Origin of the sequence: Pseudomonas sp. B22(2017) (assembly GCF_002113105.1) — a bacterium.
Classification (GTDB): Bacteria; Pseudomonadota; Gammaproteobacteria; order Pseudomonadales; family Pseudomonadaceae; genus Aquipseudomonas; species Aquipseudomonas asiatica.
Genome location: NZ_NEJN01000002.1, coordinates 247077 through 268751, shown reverse-complemented (window position 1 = coordinate 268751; position 21675 = coordinate 247077). Strand labels below are relative to the sequence as shown.

Sequence of the window (21675 nt, the reverse complement as noted above, 5' to 3'; positions counted from 1 at the left end):
ACTCCAGGGCCGTTCAAAGGTCGGCCGGCAATGGCTGCTTCAGCCACTTTTCGGCATTGCGGTCGAGGCTGCCGTCGGCCTTGGCCGCATTCAGAGTGGCGTTGACCTTCTCGAGCAAGGCCGGCTCCTGCTTGGCCAGCCCCACGTATACTGGCGAGTCCTTGAGCTTGACCTTCATGACCGGCACCTTGTTCGGGTTCTTCTCGGCAATGACAGCCATTACCACGCTGCCGCTGGCGATCAGCTCGACCTGGCCCGACAGGTAAGCGGCGATGGTCGAGTTGTTGTCCTCGAAGCGCTTGATGACCGCACCCTGAGGGGCGACCGCGGATAACTCCATGTCCTCGATCGAGCCACGTGTGACACTGATGGTCTTGCCGGCAACGGCACCGATATTGTCGATCGACGTCTCGGCCGGCCCGAACACTGCCAGGTAGAACGGTGCGTAGGGGCGGGAAAAATCGATCACCGCTTCCCGCTCCGGGTTCTTGCCCAGGCTGGAAATCACCAGGTCGACCTTGCCGGTAGTGAGGAACGGAATGCGGTTGGTGCTGTTGACCGGGGTCAGCGCCAGCTTGACGCCGAGCCTGTCAGCCAGTAGCTGCGCGGTGTCGATGTCCAGGCCGCGAGGTTTGAGGTCCGGCCCCACCGAGCCGAAGGGAGGGAAGTCCTGGGGTACGGCTACCTTGAGCACGCCCCGGGCAGTGATGTCGGCCAGCGCATCGGCCTGGGCGTGGGAAACGCTCATGACGCCGCCACAAACCAGGGCGGCCAGAAGCAAGGAACGGATGTTTTTCATGGAAAATGCCTCGGGTGCATGCGAAGAAGTTGCCTAGCCCGAAAAGCACAGGCCGTGCCAGTGTTGCCCGGCAGCCCCGGAATACGCTTTCGCCCCTTGGCATCGCGCGGTCTTACTGGTCTGAACAGCTAGCGCCTACCCTCTGCCATCGCCCCCCTTTCGTGCAGCCACCTGCCCCGCTGCGTCAGCATGGGGCGATACTTGCCAGGCAACCAGTAAAGCCTTTAAAAAGCGCAGACCCCTTGCCAGCTGGTCTGAACAGATGCTCGACACACTCCCCCGCGCAGTTCCGGAAATCGCCTTGCAGGCTATCCGCAAACTGATCCAGGAAGGCGACTACCAGCCCGGTGATGCCCTGCCCTCCCAACGTGACCTGGCAGAGCAGTTGGGTGTAAGCCGCGCCTCCCTGCGCGAGGCGCTGTCCTCCTTGAGCGCCTTGGGGCTGGTGAGCGTACAACCGGGCAAGGGGGTATTCGTCCAGGCGCCGCCATCCGCCACCGGCTTCTCCTGGCCCTATGCCGGACAGGTATCCGCCGTCGATACCTTCCAACTGCGCTATGCACTCGAAGGGTTCGCCGCCGGCTTGGCGGCGCTGTACCTGACGGCAGCGGACATCGATGCGCTCGAAGCCAATGTCGAGTCGATGCGCCAGGAGCTGCGCGCCGGCAATTTCGAGGCCGCAGCGCGCCTGGACTTCGCCTTTCACCGCCGCCTGCTGGAAGCGAGTGGCAACCACGCCATGCTGCAGGTGATCACCACCAGCCAGGACATTTTCCTGGAGAGCCAGAAGCTGCCTTTCATTCGCCCTGAACGCGCCATGGAGACCTGGCAGGAACACCGCAAGATCCTGCGCCAGCTTGCCCGTGGCAACCAGGCCGGAGCACAGCGTGCAATGCAGGAGCATATCCGCAACGCGGCATCGCGCACGAACGTGGTGTTCCCATGTTGACTAGTCCGCCAAACACCGGAATACCAGGCCTGCCGTGCATGACAGCACACAGCAACATCACCCTAACAGGGTAAGTGGAAAGGTTTCAGCATTGACCTGAATCAATCAAACGCCATAGGCGGTGTTGTAAACAGCACACCAAACATATGGGAATGCAGTTTGATGAGCGAGTCCAACCCGGCAACCAGAATTATCTGCAACAATCTTGAACTGGCCGATCAATTGCGCCAGTTGTTGGCGCCTGTAGCACCCGATTGCGAGGTGCTGAGTACGCCTGGCAATTGCAGCGTCGCCCCGCTTTGCCGCTGGCTCGGTGAAACCCAGTTAGGCTCGGCTGGGCAGATACAGGCTGCCTTGCTGGATGCCACCGAGGTTCTCGAACAGACCCGACACGCCTTCAAATCCCGCGAACTGGGGCTGCTGCGGCGACGCCTGGTTGCATTGCTGGATAAATTGTCGGAAGATCCCCAGTGATGTGAATGTGCCATCACCAGGTTCCGCCCTGCGGGAACCGGCTTTGCCGAGCAGGATAATAGGCCTGAAAGACGAAGCGCCGTGGCAACAAGTTCTTGAGCAGAACTTGTTGCCACGGCGCTTTTTTTTGTTCAGCAAAAAGGAATCTTCTCCAACACCGGGGGATGTGAATGAAGGTGACAAAAGACCTCGAGGAATTACTCAAGCGTATCCGTCTCGACCATGCGGAGATTGTCGAACGCTTTCGCTTTCTCGACTGGAGCGCCGAAGATGCCAGACGACTAGGCGTAGCAGCTCAGTACATGGCCCCGTCCCAGCAAGGTTTCGTCGACCATCTGTACCGTCACCTGGCGGAATTTTCCACGCCGTCCGCGTTGCTTCGCACGCCGGAAGTCACCGCCCGTTTGAAGCAGAGCCAGGCTGAGTATTACCAGCGCTTGTGGAGCGGCCCCTACGATGAAACCTACGTCAACGGCCGCCTGCGCATCGGTGTAATCCATCAGCAGATCGGCCTGGAGCTGAAGTGGTATCTCGGCAGCTATCGGCTTTACCTCGACGACATGCTTGAAAGCGTGTTCGGCGACAGCCCGGATGCCACGCTGTATTCCAGCCTGTTGAAGGCAGTGTTCTTCGACATGACGCTGGCCATCGATACCTACAGTGCGGCCCAGCACAAGGCGCTGGAAGATAGTGAGGCTCGCTTCGCCCGCGCGCTGCGCGGTGCCAACGACGGGCTGTGGGACTGGCATGTCGATCAGGACCGGCTCTACGTTTCAGAGCGTTGGGCCAGCATGCTTGGCCTCAGCCGCGACAGCATCGGCGAGAGCAGTTCCAGTTGGTTCGGTCGCGTGCACCCGGACGACCTGCCCGATTTCCGCCATGCCATCGATGCCCATCTTCAAGGGCAGACATCATCCGTTCACCACGAGTACCGTATCCGCAAGCACAACGGCGACTACATCTGGGTCCTCGTGCGGGGGGTCGCCGAAATGACCAACCCTGGCGAGCTACGCATGGCTGGCTCGCAGTCTGATATCAGTGCACGCAAGGATGCCGAGCAGCGCCTCCAACATACCGCCCAGCATGACCCGTTGACCGGCCTGGCCAACCGCATCCGGCTTGACGAGCAAATGCAGAAGACCTTCAGGAAGCAGCGCAAGGGCGGTGACTACGAAGCGCTGCTGTTCATCGATCTGGACCGCTTCAAGTTGATCAACGATAGCCTCGGCCACAACGTCGGTGATCGCGTGCTGGTGGAAGTGGCAAGGCGCTTGAAAGAGTCGCTGCGCCCCACTGACCAACTGTTCCGCTTCGGCGGAGACGAATTCATCGTTTTGCTTCACGACCTCACCTGCGACCGCGACGCCGAGCAGATATCCCAACGCATCCTCGACAACCTGCACCAACCGCTGCACATGGACGGTCGAACCCTGGTGGTCAGCGCCAGCATCGGCATCGCTCCGTTGCACGACAATGGCAAAGCCCTGGATGTGCTGCAGGCTGCCGACCTTGCCCTCTACCGAGCCAAGTCTGCCGGCAAGGCGCGGTACGCCCACTACGACGAAACACTGCAAGATACCGCGCAGCAGCATCTGGAACTGGAATCCGCGCTAGGCCAGGCACTGCAACAGAATGAATTCGAACTGTACTACCAACCGATCTATCACCTGGACCAAGGGACACCTGTGGTGACCGGGGTCGAGGCGCTGTTGCGGTGGCGCCATGGCGAACGTCTGATCTCGCCACTGGAGTTCATCCCTGCGCTGGAGGAATCGGGAGAGATCATCCGCGTCGGCGAATGGGTACTGCGCCAGGCCTGTCAGCAGGCCCGGGCCTGGCAACTGGCCGGGCATGAGCGCCTGCGCTGCTCGGTGAACATTTCCAGCACGCAATTGCAACAAGCCGACTTCACCCTCCGGCTGATCGATATCCTGCAAGAAAGCGGCCTGCCTCCCGCCAGCCTGATCCTGGAGATCACCGAAAGCCAACTGATGCATGACGACATGGACACGCTGGCCTGTCTGCATGAGCTGACCAGCCTTGGTGTTCTGCTGGCGCTGGACGATTTTGGCACGGGTTACTCCTCGCTCGGCTACCTCACGCGCTTTCCGCTGCACATCCTCAAGCTCGACAAGAGCTTCATCACCGGCGTTCCTTACGAGAACAAACAGAGCGCGATCAGCCAGGCAATCATCGTTCTCGGCCGTAGCCTCGGCCTGGAAGTAGTGGCCGAAGGCATCGAGAGTTCGGCGCAACTCGAATTCGTGTTCGGTGAAGGCTGCCACTACGCCCAAGGCTACTGGTTCAGCCGACCACAACCCGCCGCTCAGATACAACACCTGCTCAGCACAGAAGACCGTTTCGAAGGAAGCGCAGTTACGCGGCGCGTACCTGTCAGTTCAGGAGAAAAACAATGAAAACCAATCTTCCGGTCAGTGGTCGTGCCGTCGAATTCAGCGCAAACGCGAACATTCTTTCAACAACCAACCCAAAGGGCGCCATCACTTACGTCAATCCCGACTTCATCAACATCAGCGGATTCAGTGAATCCGAATTGCTCGGCGTCAATCACAACATCGTGCGCCACCCGGACATGCCGCCAGAAGCTTTTGCGCATATGTGGCAGACACTCAAGGATGGACGCTCGTGGATGGGGCTGGTAAAAAATCGCTGCAAGAACGGTGACCACTACTGGGTCAGCGCCTATGTCACGCCGATGCAGCGCAATGGCGAAACAGTAGAATACCAATCGGTTCGCACGCTACCGGCCAAAGCGCTGGTGGAGGCTGCTGAACATCTCTATGCACAGTTGCGTAGTGGTAAAAAGACCAACTGCCTGCGTATGTCACGGCTGTCCGTCGGCATGCGCCTGGCACTTGCCAGCACTGGCGTGAACCTGCTGTGCTTTGCTGCCTTGGGCTTGCTGGGTGCGTTGTCCTGGAGCCATGCCGCTTTCTCCATGACGCTATCGAGCTTGCTGCTTGGCGGCGTGTTGCGCTTCAGCCTGCGCCCCCTCGACGCCCTTGCCCGAAAAGCCAGGAATATCGCCGACAATCCGCTGAGCCAGATTCTCTACAGCGGCCGCCGCGACCAGTTTGGCCAGATCGATTTCACCCTGCAAATGCTCGAAGCCGAGACCCGGGCAATAGTCGGACGCATTGCCGATTCGTCCCGCCAGTTGAGCAAGGAAGCCGAAGAGCTTCTGTCTGCAGTGGACAACAACAATTGCGCGACCCTCCGCCAGCAGGGGGAAACTGCCCAGGTTGCCAGCGCAATAACCCAGATGGCCAGCAGTGTGCAGGAAGTGGCGCGCAACGCTCAGCTCACCGCCAGCGCCGCGAACCTGGCCAACCAGGAATCCGACCGCGGCCACCAACTGGTTGAGCAGACCCGCCAGCACATTGATAGCCTCGCCAGCGAAGTGCAACAGACCAGCATGGTGATTCATCAACTGGAACAGCATGGCAATGAAATTGACCGCGTACTCGAGGTCATTCAAAGCATCGCCGAACAGACCAACCTGCTTGCCCTCAACGCCGCCATCGAGGCTGCCCGCGCTGGAGAGGCGGGCCGGGGTTTCGCGGTGGTCGCCGACGAGGTGCGCGGGTTGGCTTCGCGGACTCAGCAATCCACTGCTCACATCCAGGGCACCATCGACACCCTGCGGCGTTCCACGGGGGATGCCGTGCTTGCGATGCAGCGCAGTCACAGCAAGGCCGGTGTCAGTGTCGAACAGGCACTGCTGGCTGCCCGGGCGCTGGACGGGATCACCCAGCGCGTAGATGAAATAAGCGGCATGAGCGTGCAGATCGCTGCCGCCGTAGAGGAGCAGAGCGCGGTGGGTGACAGCATCCAGTGCAACCTGGCCGATATCAGTCAAACCACCCAGAAAAGCGTGCTCGCCAGCAACCAGAGTCGAACCACTGCAGCCCATGTCGCCAAGCTGGCCGAGCGCCTTCAACTGCTGTCGGCGCAACTTTGGGGGCGCCAGCGCAATGGGTGACCGGTTCGCACCGTATTCCCAAGCCAACCCTCACAAGCCGGCCTGCGTGGTCGGCCCCAGCTTGGGCGACTTCTGCAACAACCCTCGTGGCAACTGGAAACCTTTGAAAGGCTCTTGGGTTATAGGGTTGAAGGCTTTCTGCGCGTTAAGCCTGTAGCGCATCACGCCATCGCCGGTCCTGAAGCTCAGGTCCACGCTGGTCGCCGTGCGCCCATTGAGCGAGCCACGGCTGAGCAAGCGGAACATCGACCAGGGGCCACGGTACTCAAGGCTGCTGCTGTTCCCGTTCTGCCGGAGCAAGGTCAGGTTACTGCGTACCTGCTGCCCCAAGGTATTGGGCCAGACGATACCGGTGATCTGGCTCGGGCCATGGGTGTAGGGAATCAATTGGCCGTCCAGGTCCAGCAAGCTTGTACGCTGGTTGGCACTCAGGCCCAACGGCTCGATGCTGAACTGCACACTCAGGTTGCCGCGCTGATCAAAGAAGGTCTCGCGGATACGATCTGCCCGCTCCAGCTGTTCGAGCACATCACTGCGGATCAGCGACTGCCCCTGCTGGCCGGCCTGCAGGGCTTCGAGGTTATCCCTCAGGAAGACCTTCAGGTATTGATCATGGAACCGCTGCAGCCGCCCCTTCGGCCCGAAGAAGGCCTCAAAGTCGTCCAGCGAAGCGTCGGGAGCCTTCACGACAAAGGGGTAACGCCCTGCCAGGCGCTGCTGGAAGAAGCTGTATACCTCGGCGTCCCAGCGTCGCTCCAATTCGCGCAAGGCTTCGACATTCAGCACCTGTGCTGTTTGATCGGCCATCTTTCTGACCTGGTGGTTGATCGGTTCCGGTAAGCCGGTGGCCACCCGCTGCAGGGTGCCGATGGGGTCTTGCCCTGTCATCGAGAATCGCTGATGCACGGCCTGCAGCGCGGCCTTGCCTCGGTCGGGGCTGTCTTGCACCGCCTTGGCATAGTCGTGCACGGCCGCGATGGCACCAAGAGTTTCATCGTAGTAGCTGGGTTTCTCACCGGTTGCCTGCAGCATGGCACTCAGCCCGGCAAAGGCCCGCTGAATGGCCCAGGCCTGTTGTTGATCAGGCCTGCCACTTGTCGGTCGCAACGCTTCGACCTCCCCGGGTGCCTCAGCGACAACGGCTGATGAAAGCGAAGTGTTGTCCCTCACTGTGTCCAGCAACCGATGCAGGGGCGCTGCTGGCCCGGTCAACTGCCCCAGGATCGCTACGCCATGATCCAGGTCGCGGAAGTCAGCCACCGAAAAGGTATTCAAGGCACGACGCCAACTGTCAATGAAATCGGCGCTGTACAAGTTACGCAGCCGTTCGCCCAGCGCCTCCCGGTCGGCATCCGAGTAATCGAGCTGGCCACGCTCTCCAAGTGCCCACTGGTCGATCATGGCCATATCTGCAAACCGCTGACTACGTGGTTCGAAGTACTCTTTGAAGCCCTTGGCGGTGAGCATTGGCGCTATCAGGACACCCTCCCCCTGCCTGAAGCCGGGTGAGGAGTGATACACCACATCGAACGCTGGCCCCACCTGATGACGCAGGTCCAGGCCGGCATTCAACTGCTCTCCAGCCTGCTGTTTCAGGCTCGCGTACACCCGCTCTGGCAAAGGTACCTTGCGCAGGACCTGCTGCACCTCTGCAATACGCTGGCGATACTGCGGCAGATCGGTATCGGCATAGGCCAAGGCATACTGCAGGTGCCGCATGAGGTCGCCTTGCAATTGCCCCTGCCCGGGGAACTTCTGTTGCCACTGGCGGGCCATCCAGTCCTCGACCCATTCGGGGCGGCGGCTCTGGCGGTCCTCCAGCATTCGATAAACCCGAAGCGCAGCCATCTGCTGTTCACTGCCCGGCGGCGCAGCGTCCATGGCATCGATCACACCGCTGGCCAAGGCTGGCAGGAAGCGCCTGGAGAGCAAGCTCAGGTAGGCCTCATCGACGCGAGGGCCAATGGCGCGCCCCTGATACAAGCCAAGGTCGGAGACACCCGGCCACGCAGCACGATAGTCGCCAAACACCGACACGGCATCGTGTATCTGGTCCAGCGGTTCCAGCAGGTTGCGCCCGGTGGGGTCCAGACGCTGGTCCACTTCGTGATGACTGTACTCTCTGCTCTTGGCGAGCACATTGGCGGCCTTGGCGCCATTGATGTCAAAGTAGCGTTGCCAACTGGCGATGGCGACACTGAAGGCCAGCACGCCTACTGCAGACCCCACCCAGAGCAACCGACGTTTGCTGCGCGCTACCTTGATGTTGTCCCCGGCAAGGCCGGCCTCCTGGTAGATGACTCGCCGGAAGGCGTGCTGAATGAAGTAGACCAGCGCCTGCCCCTGCGCCTTGCCTTCACGCAGCGGAAACTCGGTCTTGTACGGCTGTGCCGCCTCACGCACGAACGCATTGAGCATGTCGCCCTGCTGCAAGACCGAAGACCAGTACACGCCACGTACCAAGGCAGGCGTGGTGAAACGGTCACTTGCGAGGGTTTCTTTCAGGAAGGCCAACAGTATCGGACGCAGCCCGATCAACTGGGCATGCAACGAAAACAAGCGAACTCGCAACGGCGCACCGGCCAATACATCGAGCCGGTCCACTACCTGTTCAAACAATTGCCTTATCAACCGATCGTAATGATCGCCATATTCATCCAGCCAGGCATCGAACGTGCCGACCGCATCCAGTTTGAAGGTGAAGCCCAGCATGTTTTCCCGCATGGCGGCGGGAAGCCCCGCGTACAGCTGGTCGAAACCGTCCAGCAGATCGAATTTGGCCAGTACCACATACAGCGGCAGGCGCGAGCCCGACTGACTGCTCACTTCATACAGCCGCGTGCGTAGCACATGCGCCAAGGCGACACGTTGCTCAGGCGTGCCATGCAATAGCGCAGGCAGGTCAACGACCAACAGCAAGCCGTTGAGTGCTCTCTGGCTTCGGTTACGTACCAGCCAGCCCAGCATGTGTTCCCACAACCTGGCCGAGGTGGCGGGTGGTGCTTTCGACGTGTCTGACTCCTCGGCTGATGAACCTGCCAACGATTCCTGACGGACGAAAGCGCCCGGCGGGTCGATGATCACGGCATCGTTACTGACCCACCAGCCTATCGGATAAGCCAGCACCTGCGCTTGCCTGCCTCGCGCTTGTGCCTTGTCGATGCGGGTCAGGGAAAAACTCTGTTCGGTACGGTCGATGAAGCTGGTCTTGCCGGACTGTTGGTCGCCCACCACCAGATACCACGGCAGTCGGTACAAGGCACGCCTGCCACCCGCATTGTCCAGATAGCGTGCCAGCCCTTGGTCCAAGGCTTTCTCCTGTGCCTGGACGAAAGGCAACACGTTGTCCAGTTCAGCGTCCACCGCCTGCTTGCGTTCGGCCTGCAAACGGCGATAACGCCTGCGCAGCACCACAAGCCAGCAGAGTAGCGGCACCAACACCAGCGCCAGGCTGGCCAAACCGCGATGCGCCACGCTAGCCAGCGGCTGCTGCCCGCGCCAGACCCATTGCGGGCCGAGCCACCAGATTGCAACCAGCATCAATGCGGCACCCAACCCGAGCAGCAGCGGCATGGCCAGGCCGATACGGGCCACCAGGGGCAAGCCCCAACGTTTAAGATGCTTCCACAGTTGATTCATCCTGACTCCCGTTCCTTGTTCCAATCAGCCCTTGATGGACCGTGCACGCGTACTGCTGAAGGCGTTGAAACACCGCAGGCTCCCAGGCGCTGGCGGTGGTTTCCTGCATCGTTCGGGCAACGCCTGCGCACAAGTCCTGGGCCAACCAGGACACGCCCCGAGCAGCCAGCAGATCAGCCGCGATCACCGTGGTATGGCAGCGCTCACGCAGGCTGCGGAAGTCCGCCTGCATGCCCTGCAGCCTGAGCAACACCGCTTCCACGCCGCTGGTTTCCAGTTGGCAGGCCAACTCCTCTCGCAACGTGGCGAATTCCTGAGAGGCTGCGTCCGAATCGGATTGCCCTTGCGCCCCCCTGAGCCACGCCAGACATTGGTCATCGACAAATACCTTGCCGTCGCTGAAGCACAACTGCTGCAGCGCGGGCATGCGCTGCACAAACCGCGCGGTCGCAGCGCGAATGGCCTCAGCCACCTCGCCCATCGCCAGCCGCGTGGCAGCGCTCGCTGCCAGAAAGCTGCCGCGAATCCAGTAGGGGCAAGCCGTCACGCTCTTTTCGATCCGCTGCAGCAGGGCCGCGTCGATTGCAGTAGCGGCAATGGCATCTTCATAGTCCCCGGCAATGTCCTGCGGCACCGCCATCAGCTCCGTGCGGTTGCCCTGCCTGGTTTGAGGCGGCGTCTGGATGTGCGCCCACAAGCCGAACCGACGCAACTGGTAGCCAGCAGGATCGTAAGGGTCCTGTTGATTGATCAGCTCGGCCATGGTCAGCATGGCCCTTCGTGATTCGCGCTCGTTGCCCAACGACACACGGGGCGTCGGCGTGGCAATGACCTCGGCCAGTGGCGCAGACTTGATGCCCTTTGCAGGGGGCTTGTCCGTGGTGGGCTCGGCAAGGCCGTTCGAAAGCTCCGTGTGCTTGCGTAGCAGGCGCTCCAGTTCGCCAAGGGCCGCTTCATCGAGCTGCGCTGCTTCCCGCTGCTGTTGCAGGCGTTGCAGCGCGCCCTGAGCCGCCGCGGCGTGCGCGGGGCTGAACGTGAAGCGGTCCAGGCGCGGCAACGCCACGAGCAAACGGTTGAGCATCAGGCCAACCAGCTTGCGCTTGCCGAGGAACCCTTTGGGGCCCGGTTTCGGGTATGCGCTTTCCCAATAGGCTTCGACCATGCCGGCCAGCAGTGCGAGGGTCAAACCCCAGCGCTCCCAGCATTGGCTGCGCAGCCAAGCGACACCCAGGTGCGCGACAATGCGCAGGTGCTTGCACTCCTGGCCCAGGTACTGGCGGGACGCTTCTTCGATATAGGCCCAGTCGATGGAAGGCTCCTGCAGCCCACCCAGCTTGACCATTTCCTGGTCAATGGCCTGGTAGGTTTCGTTCTCCACATCGAACAGGCCGGCAGGGTTCTGCGCGTCGATGGGGGCAAGCAACCGGGCAATTTCCTGTGCGGTGACCTCTGCTACCAGCGACATGCCTTGCGCGCCTCATCGATGAGTGGGTCCAGCCCCTGAGCGTCGAAAACCAGCCCATCAACGGCTGGGTTGTCGCTCTCGACCTGAATGCGATGGGCCCCGATCAGTGGCTTGATCTGCTCGATGCCCGGCAAGCCCCTGCCAGCGTCAAGCACCTGGCCGTTCTCCGTCACCTGCCAGGGTGTAGCGAGGGTGGAGCCACGCTCCCCCTGCAATCGCACCATCACCCGGCCGGCATCGACGGGTTGTGCGGTAACCAGTTGCAACCTGGAAATGTTCTGCACACAACTGATCACCAGGTAGGGGTGCGGTGCGACCGAAGCGATTGCGGGCGCCGAGATCATCAGCCCGTCATCCCCTTTTTCGAGGCGAAACGTCAGCTCCTCCGGCGACCGCCCCGCCTCATGGGTCATCACACGACGCAGCGTGGGCGAATCCTGCTCCGGCGCGGACCATTGCAGTTTCGTCACATGTGCCGGGGTGCCAGCGGCCTGATCGAAACAAGCCAAGCGCTCGACGTTGGAGACGATCTGCGGGCAGTCCCTGGTCTGGCTTGCCAAACTTGGCGCCAGGGAGAGCAACATCGAAAGGCCAACGCCATATGCATAGCGAAGAATCATATTGGCTTTACTCACTCGTAAAATATTGCAACAGTGCCACCCGACTGGCCAGTCACGATTTAATAGCAGTCATCCACACAACTACCGAATAGTGGAGCACCGAAACGAAACAAAGGCTAGTACAGAAAAAATCATATTCACAACCAAATATTTCCTTACACTTTCACGCTCGACGCACAATATTTTTTCGGTGCATGGTTTTTTACACGCACATAGCGAGACTCCAATTACGTTTAAATTTAAACATAACTTTGTAGGACGCTTCCTACATACATCCAAACTTCACGAAGGCTGACATCCATGAATAAAAGCTCAGGCTCCGTTGCACCCAAAGAACGCATAAACATCAAGTACGTACCGGCCACCGACGGCGAACAAGCCGAGGTAGAGCTGCCGCACAAGATGTTGGTACTAGGCGATTTCGGCCTGGATGATGCCCGCGCGCTGGAAGACCGTTCGATCATGCGAATCGACAAACACAGTTTCAACAATGTGTTGAACGACGCCGATGTCAGCCTCGCCATGTCCGTGCCATCCATGCTCAGCACTGCCCCCGACGCAGAGCTGGCGGTCAACCTGCAGTTCAAGTCCATCAACGATTTCGGGCCAGACAGCATCGCCCGCCAGGTACCGGAGCTGAACAAGCTGCTGGAGCTTCGCGAGGCATTGGTCGCGCTGAAAGGCCCACTGGGCAACGTGCCCACGTTCCGCAAGCAACTGCAGCACCTGCTGAATAACGAACAGGCACGCAAACAACTGGCTGAAGAACTTGACCTGGTGCTCGAGGCGCCAAAAGAAGACTGAGACAACGGAGCGTCCCCATGCCAAAGCAAAACAGCACGACCGTCGCGGTTGAAACAACAACCGAACCACTGAGCAACGCCACCCTGCTCGACCAGATCATGGCAGAAACCAAGTTGGCACCTACTCAAGAGGGCTATCAAGTCGCTCGCCAGGGTGTATCTGCTTTTATCGCCGAAATCCTTAAAAGCCATGACCCTGATCAACTCATCAACAAACATCGCGTCGACCAGATGATCGCTGAACTGGATCGGGTGCTCAGCAAGCAGATGGATGCCATCCTGCATCAAACCGAGTTTCAGCAACTTGAATCCGCGTGGCGCAGCCTCAAACTTTTGGTCGACCGAACCGACTTCCGCGAGAACATCAAGCTCGAAGTCTTGCATGTCAGCAAAGATGACTTGCTCGATGACTTCGAGAATGCCGCCGACATCACTTGCAGCGGCATCTACAAGCATGTTTACACCGCAGGTTATGGCCAATTTGGTGGTGAACCCGTTGCAGCGATGGTTGGCAACTACAGCTTCGGCCCCTCTTCTCCCGATATAAAACTGCTGAGTTACATGGCCTCGGTCGGTGCCATGGCACACGCCCCTTTTCTCGCGGCGCCCTCTCCTGAGTTCTTCAATCTGAGCAGCTTTGAAGAGCTGCCCAATCTGAAGGAGATCAAGGACATTTTCGCCGGCCCCCGGCATGCCAAGTGGCGTGCGTTCCGCGAAAGCGAGGATGCCCGTCATACCGGGCTGACCGGGCCGCGATTCATGCTCCGCTCTGCCTATCACCCGCAAGAAAACCCGGTCCAGAGCTTCACCTACGACGAGGACATCGCCGGGCGGCACGACAACTATCTGTGGGGCAACTCCGCCTTCCTGCTGGCCAGCTGCATCAATGACAGTTTTGCCCGCTACCGCTGGTGCCCGAACATCATCGGCCCGCAGTCGGGTGGTGCCGTCGAGGACCTGCCGGTGCACCTGTACGAGTCACTGGGTCAGCTGCAGGCCAAGATTCCGACCGAAGTCCTGATCTCCGACCGCAAGGAGTTCGAGCTGGCCGAAGAGGGCTTCATCGCCCTGACCATGCGCAAGGACAGCGACAACGCCGCGTTCTTCTCGGCCAACTCGGTACAGAAGCCGAAGAACTTCCCCAAGACCCCGGAAGGCCTGCAAGCGCAAACCAACTACAAGCTCGGCACCCAGCTGCCTTACCTGTTCATCGTCAACCGGTTGGCCCACTACATCAAAGTGCTGCAGCGCGAGCAGATCGGTAGCTGGAAAGAGCGCAAGGACCTTGAGTCCGAACTGAACAAATGGATCAGGCAGTACGTCGCCGACCAGGAGAACCCGTCAGCCGATGTGCGCAGCCGTCGCCCGTTGCGTGCTGCAAGGGTCGAGGTGTCGGACGTTGCCGGTGACCCGGGCTGGTATCAGGTCTCGCTCGCCGTGCGCCCGCACTTCAAGTACATGGGGGCGAATTTCGAGATCTCCCTGGTCGGCCGGCTTGATACCCAATGAGTGGATTTTTCGACCGTTTGGTGACGGATCAACTCGCAAGCCGGGTGCCCTCCAGGCAAGAGAACGCTACCCAGAAGTTCGCCGCCATCAAGCGCCACCTGGAAACGCTGCTCAATGCTCGCCAGGGTTGCTCGCAAAGCAGCCCTGAGCTGGGCCTGAGTGACTTCAACGGGCACGACGCAAGCAGTGGCGACCTGCTGAAACAGGTGAGCGCGGACATCCGCCGCACCATTCAGCGCTTTGAGCCGCGTGTGCACGTGCGCGCGCTCAAGGCCGTCCCCGATTGCCATGCCCCGCTGGAACTGCATTTCAGGCTGGACTGCCACGTGCAGGTCAACAACCACACGGAGCAGCTGCAACTGGAGCTGCTGGTCAATGGCCATAACCGCCACACCCGAGTGAGGTGACCTATGTCACTCAAGGACCGATTCAGCGAAGAGTTGCGTTACCTCCATGAACTGGGGAACGACTTCGCTCAGGACAACCCACAACTTGCACGCCTGCTCGGCAAGGGTGGCAGCGACCCGGATGTCGAACGCCTGATGGAAGCCTTTGCATTCCTCACGGCCAAACTGCGGCTCAAGCTGGAGGACGACCTGCCCGAGCTGACGCACCCCATGCTGCAGTTGCTGTGGCCCAACTACCTGCGGCCCCTGCCGAGCGCCACGATCATCCAGTTCACGCCGCGCAAGCAAGCGCTGAGCCAGTCGCAACCCATCGCCAAAGGCTCGCGGTTGTTCTCCAGCCCCGTGGATGGGGTGCCCTGCGAATTCCGCACCTGCACGGCGGTGGACATTCACCCGTTCGAGATCGAGTCGGTGAACGCTACCCAGACACTCGACAGTTCGGTGGTTCGCATCGGCCTGCAAACCTTGGTCGAGCGGCCGCTGAACACCCTGGGTTGCGCCAGCCTCGACTTTCACCTGAGCGGTGATACCCAAACTGCTCGCACGCTGTACCTGTGGATCGCTCAATACCTCAAGCATGTCTGCGTGACAGTCAATGGTGGGGTACGCCGGCTGCCGGCCAGCAGTATCGTGTTCCCAGGTTTCAGCCCGGACGAAGCGCTGCTGCCTTACCCACAGAACGTCTTTGACGGTTACCGGATCCTGCAGGAGTACTTCGTATTTCCCGAGCGCTTTCACTTCGTCAGCATCACCGGCCTGGAGAAAATCTGGCCTGATCAAGCGACTCAGCGGGTCGACCTCGAGTTTCACTTCACCCGACAGTTACCGGATTCGCTGCGTGTCGGCAAAGCAGACTTCAGCCTGTTCTGCACCCCGGCGGTGAACCTGCTCAGCCACAGCGCCGAGCCCATCGACCTGTCCAACCGGCCCGCCCAGGTCGAGCTTGTGCCCAGAGGCAAGGAGCGGCACGCCTATGAAATCTTCAGTGTCGACCGGGTCATCAGCACCCGCACCACGACTGACGGAAGTACCGGCGAACACCTGAGAACCTTCCGCCCCTTCGAGTCGTTCGCCCATGAGATCGAGCATGTGCAAGGGCGCACGGCGTTGTACTACCGCTACACACTCGAGGACTCCCTGCGCGGCGATGGCGTCACCCATCGCATCGCTTTCGTGCGCGCCGATGCCAACGCCTACATTGGCGAACTGGAAACAGCGTCCATCGACCTGACCTGCACCAACCGCGACCTGCCGCTGGCGTTGGGTATCGATGACATCAACGTGCTCACCGAGATCACGCCGCCGCTGGCCACCTATACCAACATCCGTGCCCCCACCCGCCCCTACCGGCCGGTGCTGGATGGCCAGTTGCAGTGGGCCCTGATCTCCAACATGTCGCTCAACTACCTGTCGCTGCTCTCGGCCGAGCCGCTGAAAGCGGTCATCCGCGCTTACGACTTCGCGGCCTTGCACGACATTCAGCAGACACGCACCACCCGCAAACGCCTCGATGGCATCCGTGATGTGCAAACAGAGCCGCTGGACTGGCTGATCAAGGGCCAGCCCATTCGTGGCTTGCGCACGCGGCTGAAGCTGGATCAAAGCGCATTCCTCTGCGAAGGCGACCTGTACCTGTTCGGTTGCGTGCTCGCGCACTTCTTCGCCCTGTACGCCAGCATCAATTCCTTCCACCAACTGGAAGTGATCAACACCACCAACAACGAGCACTACACATGGCCAATCCAGACCGGCAAGCAACCGCTGATCTAGCCGACAAGCTGTTCGCCGAGGCGCACCAGTACAACTACTTCCAGTTGCTGGAACGCCTGCACGGCTTGCACGGGGATGATCTGGAGCCACGCTGGCCAGATCAGGCCACCCGGCTGAGGGTGCGGCTTGCCAGTGACCCGCGGCTGAGCTTCCCGGTTTCCGACATATCCAAGGTCGAACGCATGCCCGGGGAAGCTGACCGCTATCGCGTGTGCGCCACCTTCATGGGTTTGCATGGCACCGACTCGCCGTTGCCCACCTATTACCTGGAGCAGGTGGCATACGAGCATGCACAGGGCATCGGTGTGCGGCCGGCGTTCTTCGATTTCTTCAACCACTACCTGCTCAGCCTGCTGCATCGCATCTGGCGTAAATATCGCTACTACATCCGCTTTCAGCCGGGAGCTACCGATGGGTTCTCCCAGTACATCTTTGCCCTGCTCGGGTTGAATGACAGACAGTTGCGCGGGGACACGGCACTGCCGTGGAGCCGGCTGCTCAGTTTCGCCGGCGTCATTGCCAGCCGCAGCCGTGCGCCGGGCACGGTCGCCGGCATCATCGCCCACTGCTTCGACTTGAAGCAGGTACAGATCCGCGAGTTCGAAACCCGCTCGGTCCCCACTGCCGCCAAGCAACTGGTCAGCCTTGGCCGCAGCAACGGCGAGCTGGGCAGCACCTTCATGGTGGGCAGCCGCACGCGAACACGCAGCAGCAAGTTCACCATCGTGATCAGCGAACTCGACCCAGCGCAATTGCGTGACCTGCTGCCCAGCGGCATCAACTTCGGCCGGTTACGGGCACTGATCGACTTCCTGCTGCGGGATGGCCTGGCCTATGACCTGGAGCTGCGCCTGAAGCAGAACGCACTGCCGCCCTTCTGCCTGCACCGTAGCCTGGGTGCCTACCTGGGCTGGACCAGCTTCGTCGATGACCGTCACGGCCAGAGCAGCCCTGTGGTGCGGTTCCGGGGGCGCTCATGAGCACTTTGACCTTGAGCATCACCAACCTGGATCAGTTGCAACACAACGTCACTGCCCGACATCAGTTCGACTGCACAGGCGGCACCATCGGCAGCGCGAAGGCCACCTGGCGGATCAACGATCGTGAGCAGACCGTTGCACCGATCCACTGCGAGATCCGCTGGATCGAGGGCAGCTTCTGCGTCATCGATCGCTGTCAGCGTACCTACCTGAACGACAGCCTCCACAGCCTGGGGTCGCTTACCGCCAGGCGGCTGCTCGAGGGTGACCAGTTGCGCATTGGCGCCTATCGGCTGCAGGCCCAGCTTGCGCAGGCCGATGCACGCTCACTGGAGGACCTGTTCAGCCCTGAACAGAGAACCCTTGATCACTGGTTGCTGGATGTTCCACCCAAGGCTTCTCACGCCGCTGCAGCCGCCCCCCAGGCTGTCGCGGACATCTGCTCGGCATTCGAACCGGGCATGGGCAACGACCCCTTGGCGGCACTGGACACAGAGGCAGGGCCGGCGCAGCAGAGCCCACTGGAACGCCTGATTTCAGGAGAACGCCCATGATGCGTCCAACATTCGTGGCCGGCCTGCTGACGGCGCTGATCGGGCTCTCGGGTTGCACGTCCCTGAGCAAGATTGGCCAGGTGGTGATGGACCCGTCATTGCCCGTCGGACCGCCCGGGGAACACCCCACCCAGGTCGCGTTCAGCATCAACGCCAGCCCAACGCTCAATGGCAACCCGAACAGCCTTGAGGTGGCGCCCGAGCCCGCGCCGGTTTTGGAGCCCAGCCCTTACGCGGTCAGCCTGAGTGCAGGCGACCCCTACGTGCTGACCGAGAAAGTCGGGGCCTTGTTCGAGTATCTGCTGGAACAGTTCCCGGCCATGTCTCCCGTCGATTTGCCAGTTGACGATGGCGATGATCCGGCGCGCTCTCCCCTGGAAGAAAGTACCCCGGGCAGCTACGACGACCCGACCGTGGTGCTGACCTTGCCGCGCACCACCACCGTGGCCACCGAACCCGTCGCTACGCCCATGGCCGTGAAGATCCTGCAACTGCGCGACGACTCTCTCTTGCGCAACAGCGTTTACGAACTGCTGGACAAGGACCCTGCCGAGGCACTGCGCAGCACCTACATACGCGATGACGATTACCTGCTGCGCCCTGGCCAGTTCAAGTTCATCCCCTTTGCGCCCATCGAGCCCGAAACGCGCTTCGTCGCGGTGATCGCCGACTACCGGAACCAGGAAAACGCCACCTGGAGCCAGGTGCTGCGCATTCCGCCCCGCGGGCACCAGATCATCCTGTCGGTGTTGCTCAACGACACGCAGCTCCTGCTCAAGGAGGAAGACTGATGGCGCCTGTAACCCCGCCCTTCTCGCTTACTCACGCTGACATGGAGCGCTCATGAGTTCACGTAATCCTGTCCTGTGGCCGGAAGGCCTGTTCGTCAAACCGCAGCATTTCCAACAGGCCGCCCGTGCCGCCGAAGCGGCCCTGCATCAACGTCTTGGCAGCCTGAACGCAGCCTTCTATGGCTTCAGCGAATTGCAGTTGAACGACGAGTATCTGAGCCTGGGCAAGGTCGCCATCACCCGTGCACGGGGTATCATGCCGGACGGCACGGTGTTCGATATCCCTGCAGACCTGCCACCACCGCCACCGCTGGAAATCGAAGACGACGGTGCGAAAGACAGCGAGATCTACCTGTGCCTGCCGCTGCGCACCGAAGGTGGCCGTGAAGTAAGCTGGCCCGATAACCCCGCCAACTTCCGTTACAGCGCCCAGGCCCTGGAAATCAAGGACACGCACAGCGCCGACGGTGACCTGGTGCAGGTTGACCTGGCGGTGCCCAACCTGCAGCTCAAACGCAAGGCCGACGACAGCAGCGCCTACACCCGCCTGGCCGTGACGCGCATTCTGGAACGGCGCCCCGATGGCAGCCTGCAACTGGATGAAGGCTTCTATCCCACCAGCATTTCAGTGCGCGCCGTACCTGCGCTGCAACGGTATCTGGAAGAAATCACCAACTCCCTGCGCGAACGTGCGCGCAACCTCGCCGCCCGCATTGGCGCCTCAGGGCAGTCCGGCATCGCCGACATTCGTGACTTCAACCTGCTGCAGGCCATGAACCGCTGGTGGCCATGCTTCCAGCATCTGGCCAGGCAAGGGCAGACCCACCCCGAACAGTTGTACCTGTGCATGAGCCAGGCCTGTGGCGAGTTCGTGACGTTTACCGACGAGAGCCGGCTGCCGCAGGAATACCCCGCCTATCACCATACCGCGCTGCGCACCTCCTTCAAGCCGCTGGAGGACACGCTACGCCGGGCACTGAGCACGGTGCTGCAACCCCGCGCCGTTTCGCTGCCGCTGGAGACGCTGGAGTACGGCTTGCTGACAACCACGCTGGAGGATCGCCGCCTGATCGACGAGGCCGACTTCATTCTGGCAGTGCGAGCCCACATGCCGACTCAGACATTGCGTCGAATGTTCGTGCAGAAGGCAAAGGTCGTCTCGCTGGAATCGTTGAACGAGGTAGTGCCGCTGCAGCTTCCAGGTATTCCACTGGTGCCGCTGCCCGTGGCTCCTCGGGATCTGCCCTTCCATGCAGGCTTCACCTACTTCGAGCTGGACCGTCGTTCCCCGGCTTGGGCGGGCATGGAGGCATCCAGTGGCTTCGGTATACACGTCGCGGGCGAGTTCCCGGGGCTGGAACTGCAGTTCTGGGCGATCAGGAGCGAATGAAATGAAACAAGAAAACAGCCCCCCAACTGATGCCGAACAGGTCGAAAGCGAGCAACTGCACGCGATGCTCGAGGCGTCATTGTCCAACGACTCACCCGCACCGACAGCGGCTGATGGCACTGAGCGAACGCCGAAGGCAGAGCCGGTGTATGAAGGCTACCCGGCAGACCCAGACTTCCAGCTACGTGGCGGCTACGACAACCTGATGCTGGATGCAGCCGCGCCGCTGTTCGGCCTGGTGATACGCCTGCGCACACTGGATGCCTTGCCCAACATCAAGGAGGTGCACCAGCAGGTGCGCAACCAGATCGAAAACGTGCGGGAAGAGATGCGCCAGCACGGCTACGAGCCCGCTCAGTTGCTGGCGTACTCATACGGTCTTTGCCTTTTCATCGATGAAGCTGTCATGGACAGGCCTTGGGGTAAAACCAGCTGCTGGAGCCAGGAACCCCTGCTCAGCATCTTCCACGACGAAACCTGGGGTGGAGAGAAAGTCTTCACCGTACTGTCGCGCCTCATGCAGGAACCCAAACGTTATAAGGACGTGCTGGAGTTCATGTACTTCGCGCTTTGCCTCGGTTTGAAGGGCAAGTACGCCATCGCGCCGAAGGGCGAAGAATCCCTCAACGCATTGATACACCAACTCCACGGGATTATCCGAGAACTGCGCGGCCCGACTCCGGAGACCGTCTGCGACCCGTACACCAACGTCGCCCCAAGCAACTTCCGCATGAACCGGCAATGGCCGTGGTGGAGTCCCTTGGTCATTTCCGCCCTCGCCATGGCGGTGGCCTACGGCATCTACAGCTACCGCCTGCACCTCATTACCACCGAGGTGCTGGAGTCGCTGAACGGCATCTTGCAGCAATAACAGATCGGCGCGTGTCGCCACGGATTTCAACGAATTAGCGAAGCGTTTGCTTCGTTGACAAGCCCATCGTTCCCGATGGCCACGCCACCCTGGGTGCGCGTGTTTATATCCACATGGACGCAGGAGAAACTGCCATGCCAACACCCGCTTACATCAAGATCGAAGGCCAAACCCAAGGCAACATCACCGCAGGCGCCTTCACTTCCGAATCGGTGGGCAACGTGTTCGTCGAAGGCCATGAAGACGAGATTCTGGTGCAGGAAATCAAGCACCAGATCACCGTACCCAAAGACCCGCAAAGCGGCCAACCCACAGGTCAGCGGCTACATAAGCCGTTCATCTTCACCAGTTCGCTGAACAAAGCAACACCCTTGATGTACGCGGCCCTGTCCAGCGGCGAAAGGCTGACGACCGTCGAGATCAAGTGGTATCGCACCTCGGTGGAAGGCACGCAAGAGCACTTCTTCACCACCAAGCTGGAAGACGCCACGATTGTGGACATCCAGACCACCTTACCCCATGCACAAAACAAGGAGAACGCTGACTTCACCCAATTGGTCGAGGTTTCGATGGCGTACCGCAAGATTTCTTGGACACATGTAACCGCGGGCACCGAAGGCTCAGACGACTGGCGTAAACCGATCGTCTAAC

18 protein-coding genes are annotated in these 21675 nt (G+C 60.7%); 14 read left to right on the top strand and 4 right to left on the bottom strand.

Features of this window, described 5'->3' with window-relative positions:
* Positions 1-13 precede the first annotated feature (13 nt).
* Complete coding sequence (locus tag CAG18_RS05085; protein ID WP_013973355.1) at positions 14-799, bottom strand: transporter substrate-binding domain-containing protein; 786 nt, start codon at positions 797-799, stop codon at positions 14-16.
* A 262-nt stretch (positions 800-1061) separates the two neighbouring features.
* On the opposite strand from CAG18_RS05085, the gene CAG18_RS05080 reads away from it, so the two are divergent.
* From CAG18_RS05080 to CAG18_RS05065, 4 genes are all read left to right on the top strand, one after another.
* Entirely contained in the window at positions 1062-1748 is a 687-nt protein-coding gene (locus CAG18_RS05080) for a FadR/GntR family transcriptional regulator (protein ID WP_085720515.1), read from the top strand.
* A gap of 162 nt (positions 1749-1910) precedes the next feature.
* Entirely contained in the window at positions 1911-2222 is a 312-nt protein-coding gene (locus tag CAG18_RS05075; protein ID WP_015271022.1) for a hypothetical protein, read from the top strand.
* A gap of 170 nt (positions 2223-2392) precedes the next feature.
* Positions 2393-4639, top strand: coding sequence for a bifunctional diguanylate cyclase/phosphodiesterase (locus CAG18_RS05070; RefSeq protein ID WP_085720514.1), 2247 nt, complete (start codon positions 2393-2395; stop codon positions 4637-4639).
* Positions 4636-6225, top strand: a complete 1590-nt coding sequence (locus CAG18_RS05065; RefSeq protein ID WP_085720513.1) for a PAS domain-containing methyl-accepting chemotaxis protein — start codon at positions 4636-4638, stop codon at positions 6223-6225. Before CAG18_RS05070 ends, CAG18_RS05065 begins: the two co-directional genes overlap by 4 nt.
* Positions 6226-6255: 30 nt before the next feature.
* On the opposite strand, the gene tssM is transcribed toward CAG18_RS05065, so the two are convergent.
* Genes tssM through vasI form a run of 3 tightly spaced genes read right to left on the bottom strand, consistent with a single transcriptional unit; the run spans position 6256 to position 11949 of the window.
* Complete coding sequence (gene tssM / locus CAG18_RS05060; protein ID WP_085720512.1) at positions 6256-9864, bottom strand: type VI secretion system membrane subunit TssM; 3609 nt, start codon at positions 9862-9864, stop codon at positions 6256-6258.
* Complete coding sequence (gene tssA, locus CAG18_RS05055; protein ID WP_085720511.1) at positions 9839-11329, bottom strand: type VI secretion system protein TssA; 1491 nt, start codon at positions 11327-11329, stop codon at positions 9839-9841. Before tssA ends, tssM begins: the two co-directional genes overlap by 26 nt.
* A complete protein-coding gene (gene vasI, locus CAG18_RS05050; protein ID WP_015271027.1) occupies positions 11317-11949 on the bottom strand; it encodes a type VI secretion system-associated protein VasI in 633 nt (210 codons plus the stop codon). The genes tssA and vasI overlap by 13 nt, the downstream gene beginning before the upstream one ends.
* 300 nt (positions 11950-12249) lie before the next feature.
* Between vasI and tssB the strand changes: the two genes are divergently transcribed.
* The 10 genes from tssB (at position 12250) to CAG18_RS05000 (ending at position 21674) form a co-directional block, all read left to right on the top strand.
* Complete coding sequence (gene tssB, locus CAG18_RS05045) at positions 12250-12753, top strand: type VI secretion system contractile sheath small subunit (protein WP_003258364.1); 504 nt, start codon at positions 12250-12252, stop codon at positions 12751-12753.
* A 17-nt stretch (positions 12754-12770) separates the two neighbouring features.
* Complete coding sequence (gene tssC / locus CAG18_RS05040; protein WP_085720510.1) at positions 12771-14261, top strand: type VI secretion system contractile sheath large subunit; 1491 nt, start codon at positions 12771-12773, stop codon at positions 14259-14261.
* The gene (tssE, locus tag CAG18_RS05035) at positions 14258-14668 is read left to right on the top strand and encodes a type VI secretion system baseplate subunit TssE (RefSeq protein WP_025339895.1); all 411 of its coding nucleotides are present in this window, start codon (positions 14258-14260) and stop codon (positions 14666-14668) included. The genes tssC and tssE overlap by 4 nt, the downstream gene beginning before the upstream one ends.
* 3 nt (positions 14669-14671) lie before the next feature.
* Complete coding sequence (gene tssF / locus CAG18_RS05030) at positions 14672-16438, top strand: type VI secretion system baseplate subunit TssF (RefSeq protein ID WP_085614392.1); 1767 nt, start codon at positions 14672-14674, stop codon at positions 16436-16438.
* Entirely contained in the window at positions 16402-17418 is a 1017-nt protein-coding gene (tssG, locus tag CAG18_RS05025) for a type VI secretion system baseplate subunit TssG (protein WP_085720509.1), read from the top strand. Before tssF ends, tssG begins: the two co-directional genes overlap by 37 nt.
* Entirely contained in the window at positions 17415-17972 is a 558-nt protein-coding gene (locus CAG18_RS05020) for an FHA domain-containing protein (RefSeq protein WP_085720508.1), read from the top strand. Before tssG ends, CAG18_RS05020 begins: the two co-directional genes overlap by 4 nt.
* On the top strand, positions 17969-18763 hold the full coding sequence (gene tssJ, locus CAG18_RS05015) for a type VI secretion system lipoprotein TssJ (RefSeq protein ID WP_085720507.1): 795 nt from the start codon (positions 17969-17971) through the stop codon (positions 18761-18763). The genes CAG18_RS05020 and tssJ overlap by 4 nt, the downstream gene beginning before the upstream one ends.
* Positions 18764-18815: 52 nt before the next feature.
* The gene (gene tssK / locus CAG18_RS05010) at positions 18816-20153 is read left to right on the top strand and encodes a type VI secretion system baseplate subunit TssK (protein ID WP_085720506.1); all 1338 of its coding nucleotides are present in this window, start codon (positions 18816-18818) and stop codon (positions 20151-20153) included.
* A 1-nt stretch (position 20154) separates the two neighbouring features.
* Positions 20155-21024 carry a type IVB secretion system protein IcmH/DotU gene (icmH, locus tag CAG18_RS05005; protein WP_085720505.1) on the top strand — a complete coding sequence of 290 codons (870 nt, stop codon included), beginning with the start codon at positions 20155-20157 and terminating at the stop codon, positions 21022-21024.
* Positions 21025-21158: 134 nt separating this feature from the next.
* The gene (locus tag CAG18_RS05000; protein WP_085614398.1) at positions 21159-21674 is read left to right on the top strand and encodes an Hcp family type VI secretion system effector; all 516 of its coding nucleotides are present in this window, start codon (positions 21159-21161) and stop codon (positions 21672-21674) included.
* Position 21675 lies beyond the last annotated feature (1 nt).

Bases quoted from the DNA above. Each gene is read 5' to 3' on its own strand.
- CAG18_RS05085 (WP_013973355.1), bottom strand. From the start codon at position 799: ATGAAAAACATCCGTTCCTTGCTTCTGGCCGCCCTGGTTTGTGGCGGC.
- CAG18_RS05080 (WP_085720515.1), top strand. From the start codon at position 1,062: ATGCTCGACACACTCCCCCGCGCAGTTCCGGAAATCGCCTTGCAGGCT.
- CAG18_RS05075 (WP_015271022.1), top strand. From the start codon at position 1,911: ATGAGCGAGTCCAACCCGGCAACCAGAATTATCTGCAACAATCTTGAA.
- CAG18_RS05070 (WP_085720514.1), top strand. From the start codon at position 2,393: ATGAAGGTGACAAAAGACCTCGAGGAATTACTCAAGCGTATCCGTCTC.
- CAG18_RS05065 (WP_085720513.1), top strand. From the start codon at position 4,636: ATGAAAACCAATCTTCCGGTCAGTGGTCGTGCCGTCGAATTCAGCGCA.
- tssM (WP_085720512.1), bottom strand. From the start codon at position 9,864: ATGAATCAACTGTGGAAGCATCTTAAACGTTGGGGCTTGCCCCTGGTG.
- tssA (WP_085720511.1), bottom strand. From the start codon at position 11,329: ATGTCGCTGGTAGCAGAGGTCACCGCACAGGAAATTGCCCGGTTGCTT.
- vasI (WP_015271027.1), bottom strand. From the start codon at position 11,949: ATGATTCTTCGCTATGCATATGGCGTTGGCCTTTCGATGTTGCTCTCC.
- tssB (WP_003258364.1), top strand. From the start codon at position 12,250: ATGAATAAAAGCTCAGGCTCCGTTGCACCCAAAGAACGCATAAACATC.
- tssC (WP_085720510.1), top strand. From the start codon at position 12,771: ATGCCAAAGCAAAACAGCACGACCGTCGCGGTTGAAACAACAACCGAA.
- tssE (WP_025339895.1), top strand. From the start codon at position 14,258: ATGAGTGGATTTTTCGACCGTTTGGTGACGGATCAACTCGCAAGCCGG.
- tssF (WP_085614392.1), top strand. From the start codon at position 14,672: ATGTCACTCAAGGACCGATTCAGCGAAGAGTTGCGTTACCTCCATGAA.
- tssG (WP_085720509.1), top strand. From the start codon at position 16,402: ATGGCCAATCCAGACCGGCAAGCAACCGCTGATCTAGCCGACAAGCTG.
- CAG18_RS05020 (WP_085720508.1), top strand. From the start codon at position 17,415: ATGAGCACTTTGACCTTGAGCATCACCAACCTGGATCAGTTGCAACAC.
- tssJ (WP_085720507.1), top strand. From the start codon at position 17,969: ATGATGCGTCCAACATTCGTGGCCGGCCTGCTGACGGCGCTGATCGGG.
- tssK (WP_085720506.1), top strand. From the start codon at position 18,816: ATGAGTTCACGTAATCCTGTCCTGTGGCCGGAAGGCCTGTTCGTCAAA.
- icmH (WP_085720505.1), top strand. From the start codon at position 20,155: ATGAAACAAGAAAACAGCCCCCCAACTGATGCCGAACAGGTCGAAAGC.
- CAG18_RS05000 (WP_085614398.1), top strand. From the start codon at position 21,159: ATGCCAACACCCGCTTACATCAAGATCGAAGGCCAAACCCAAGGCAAC.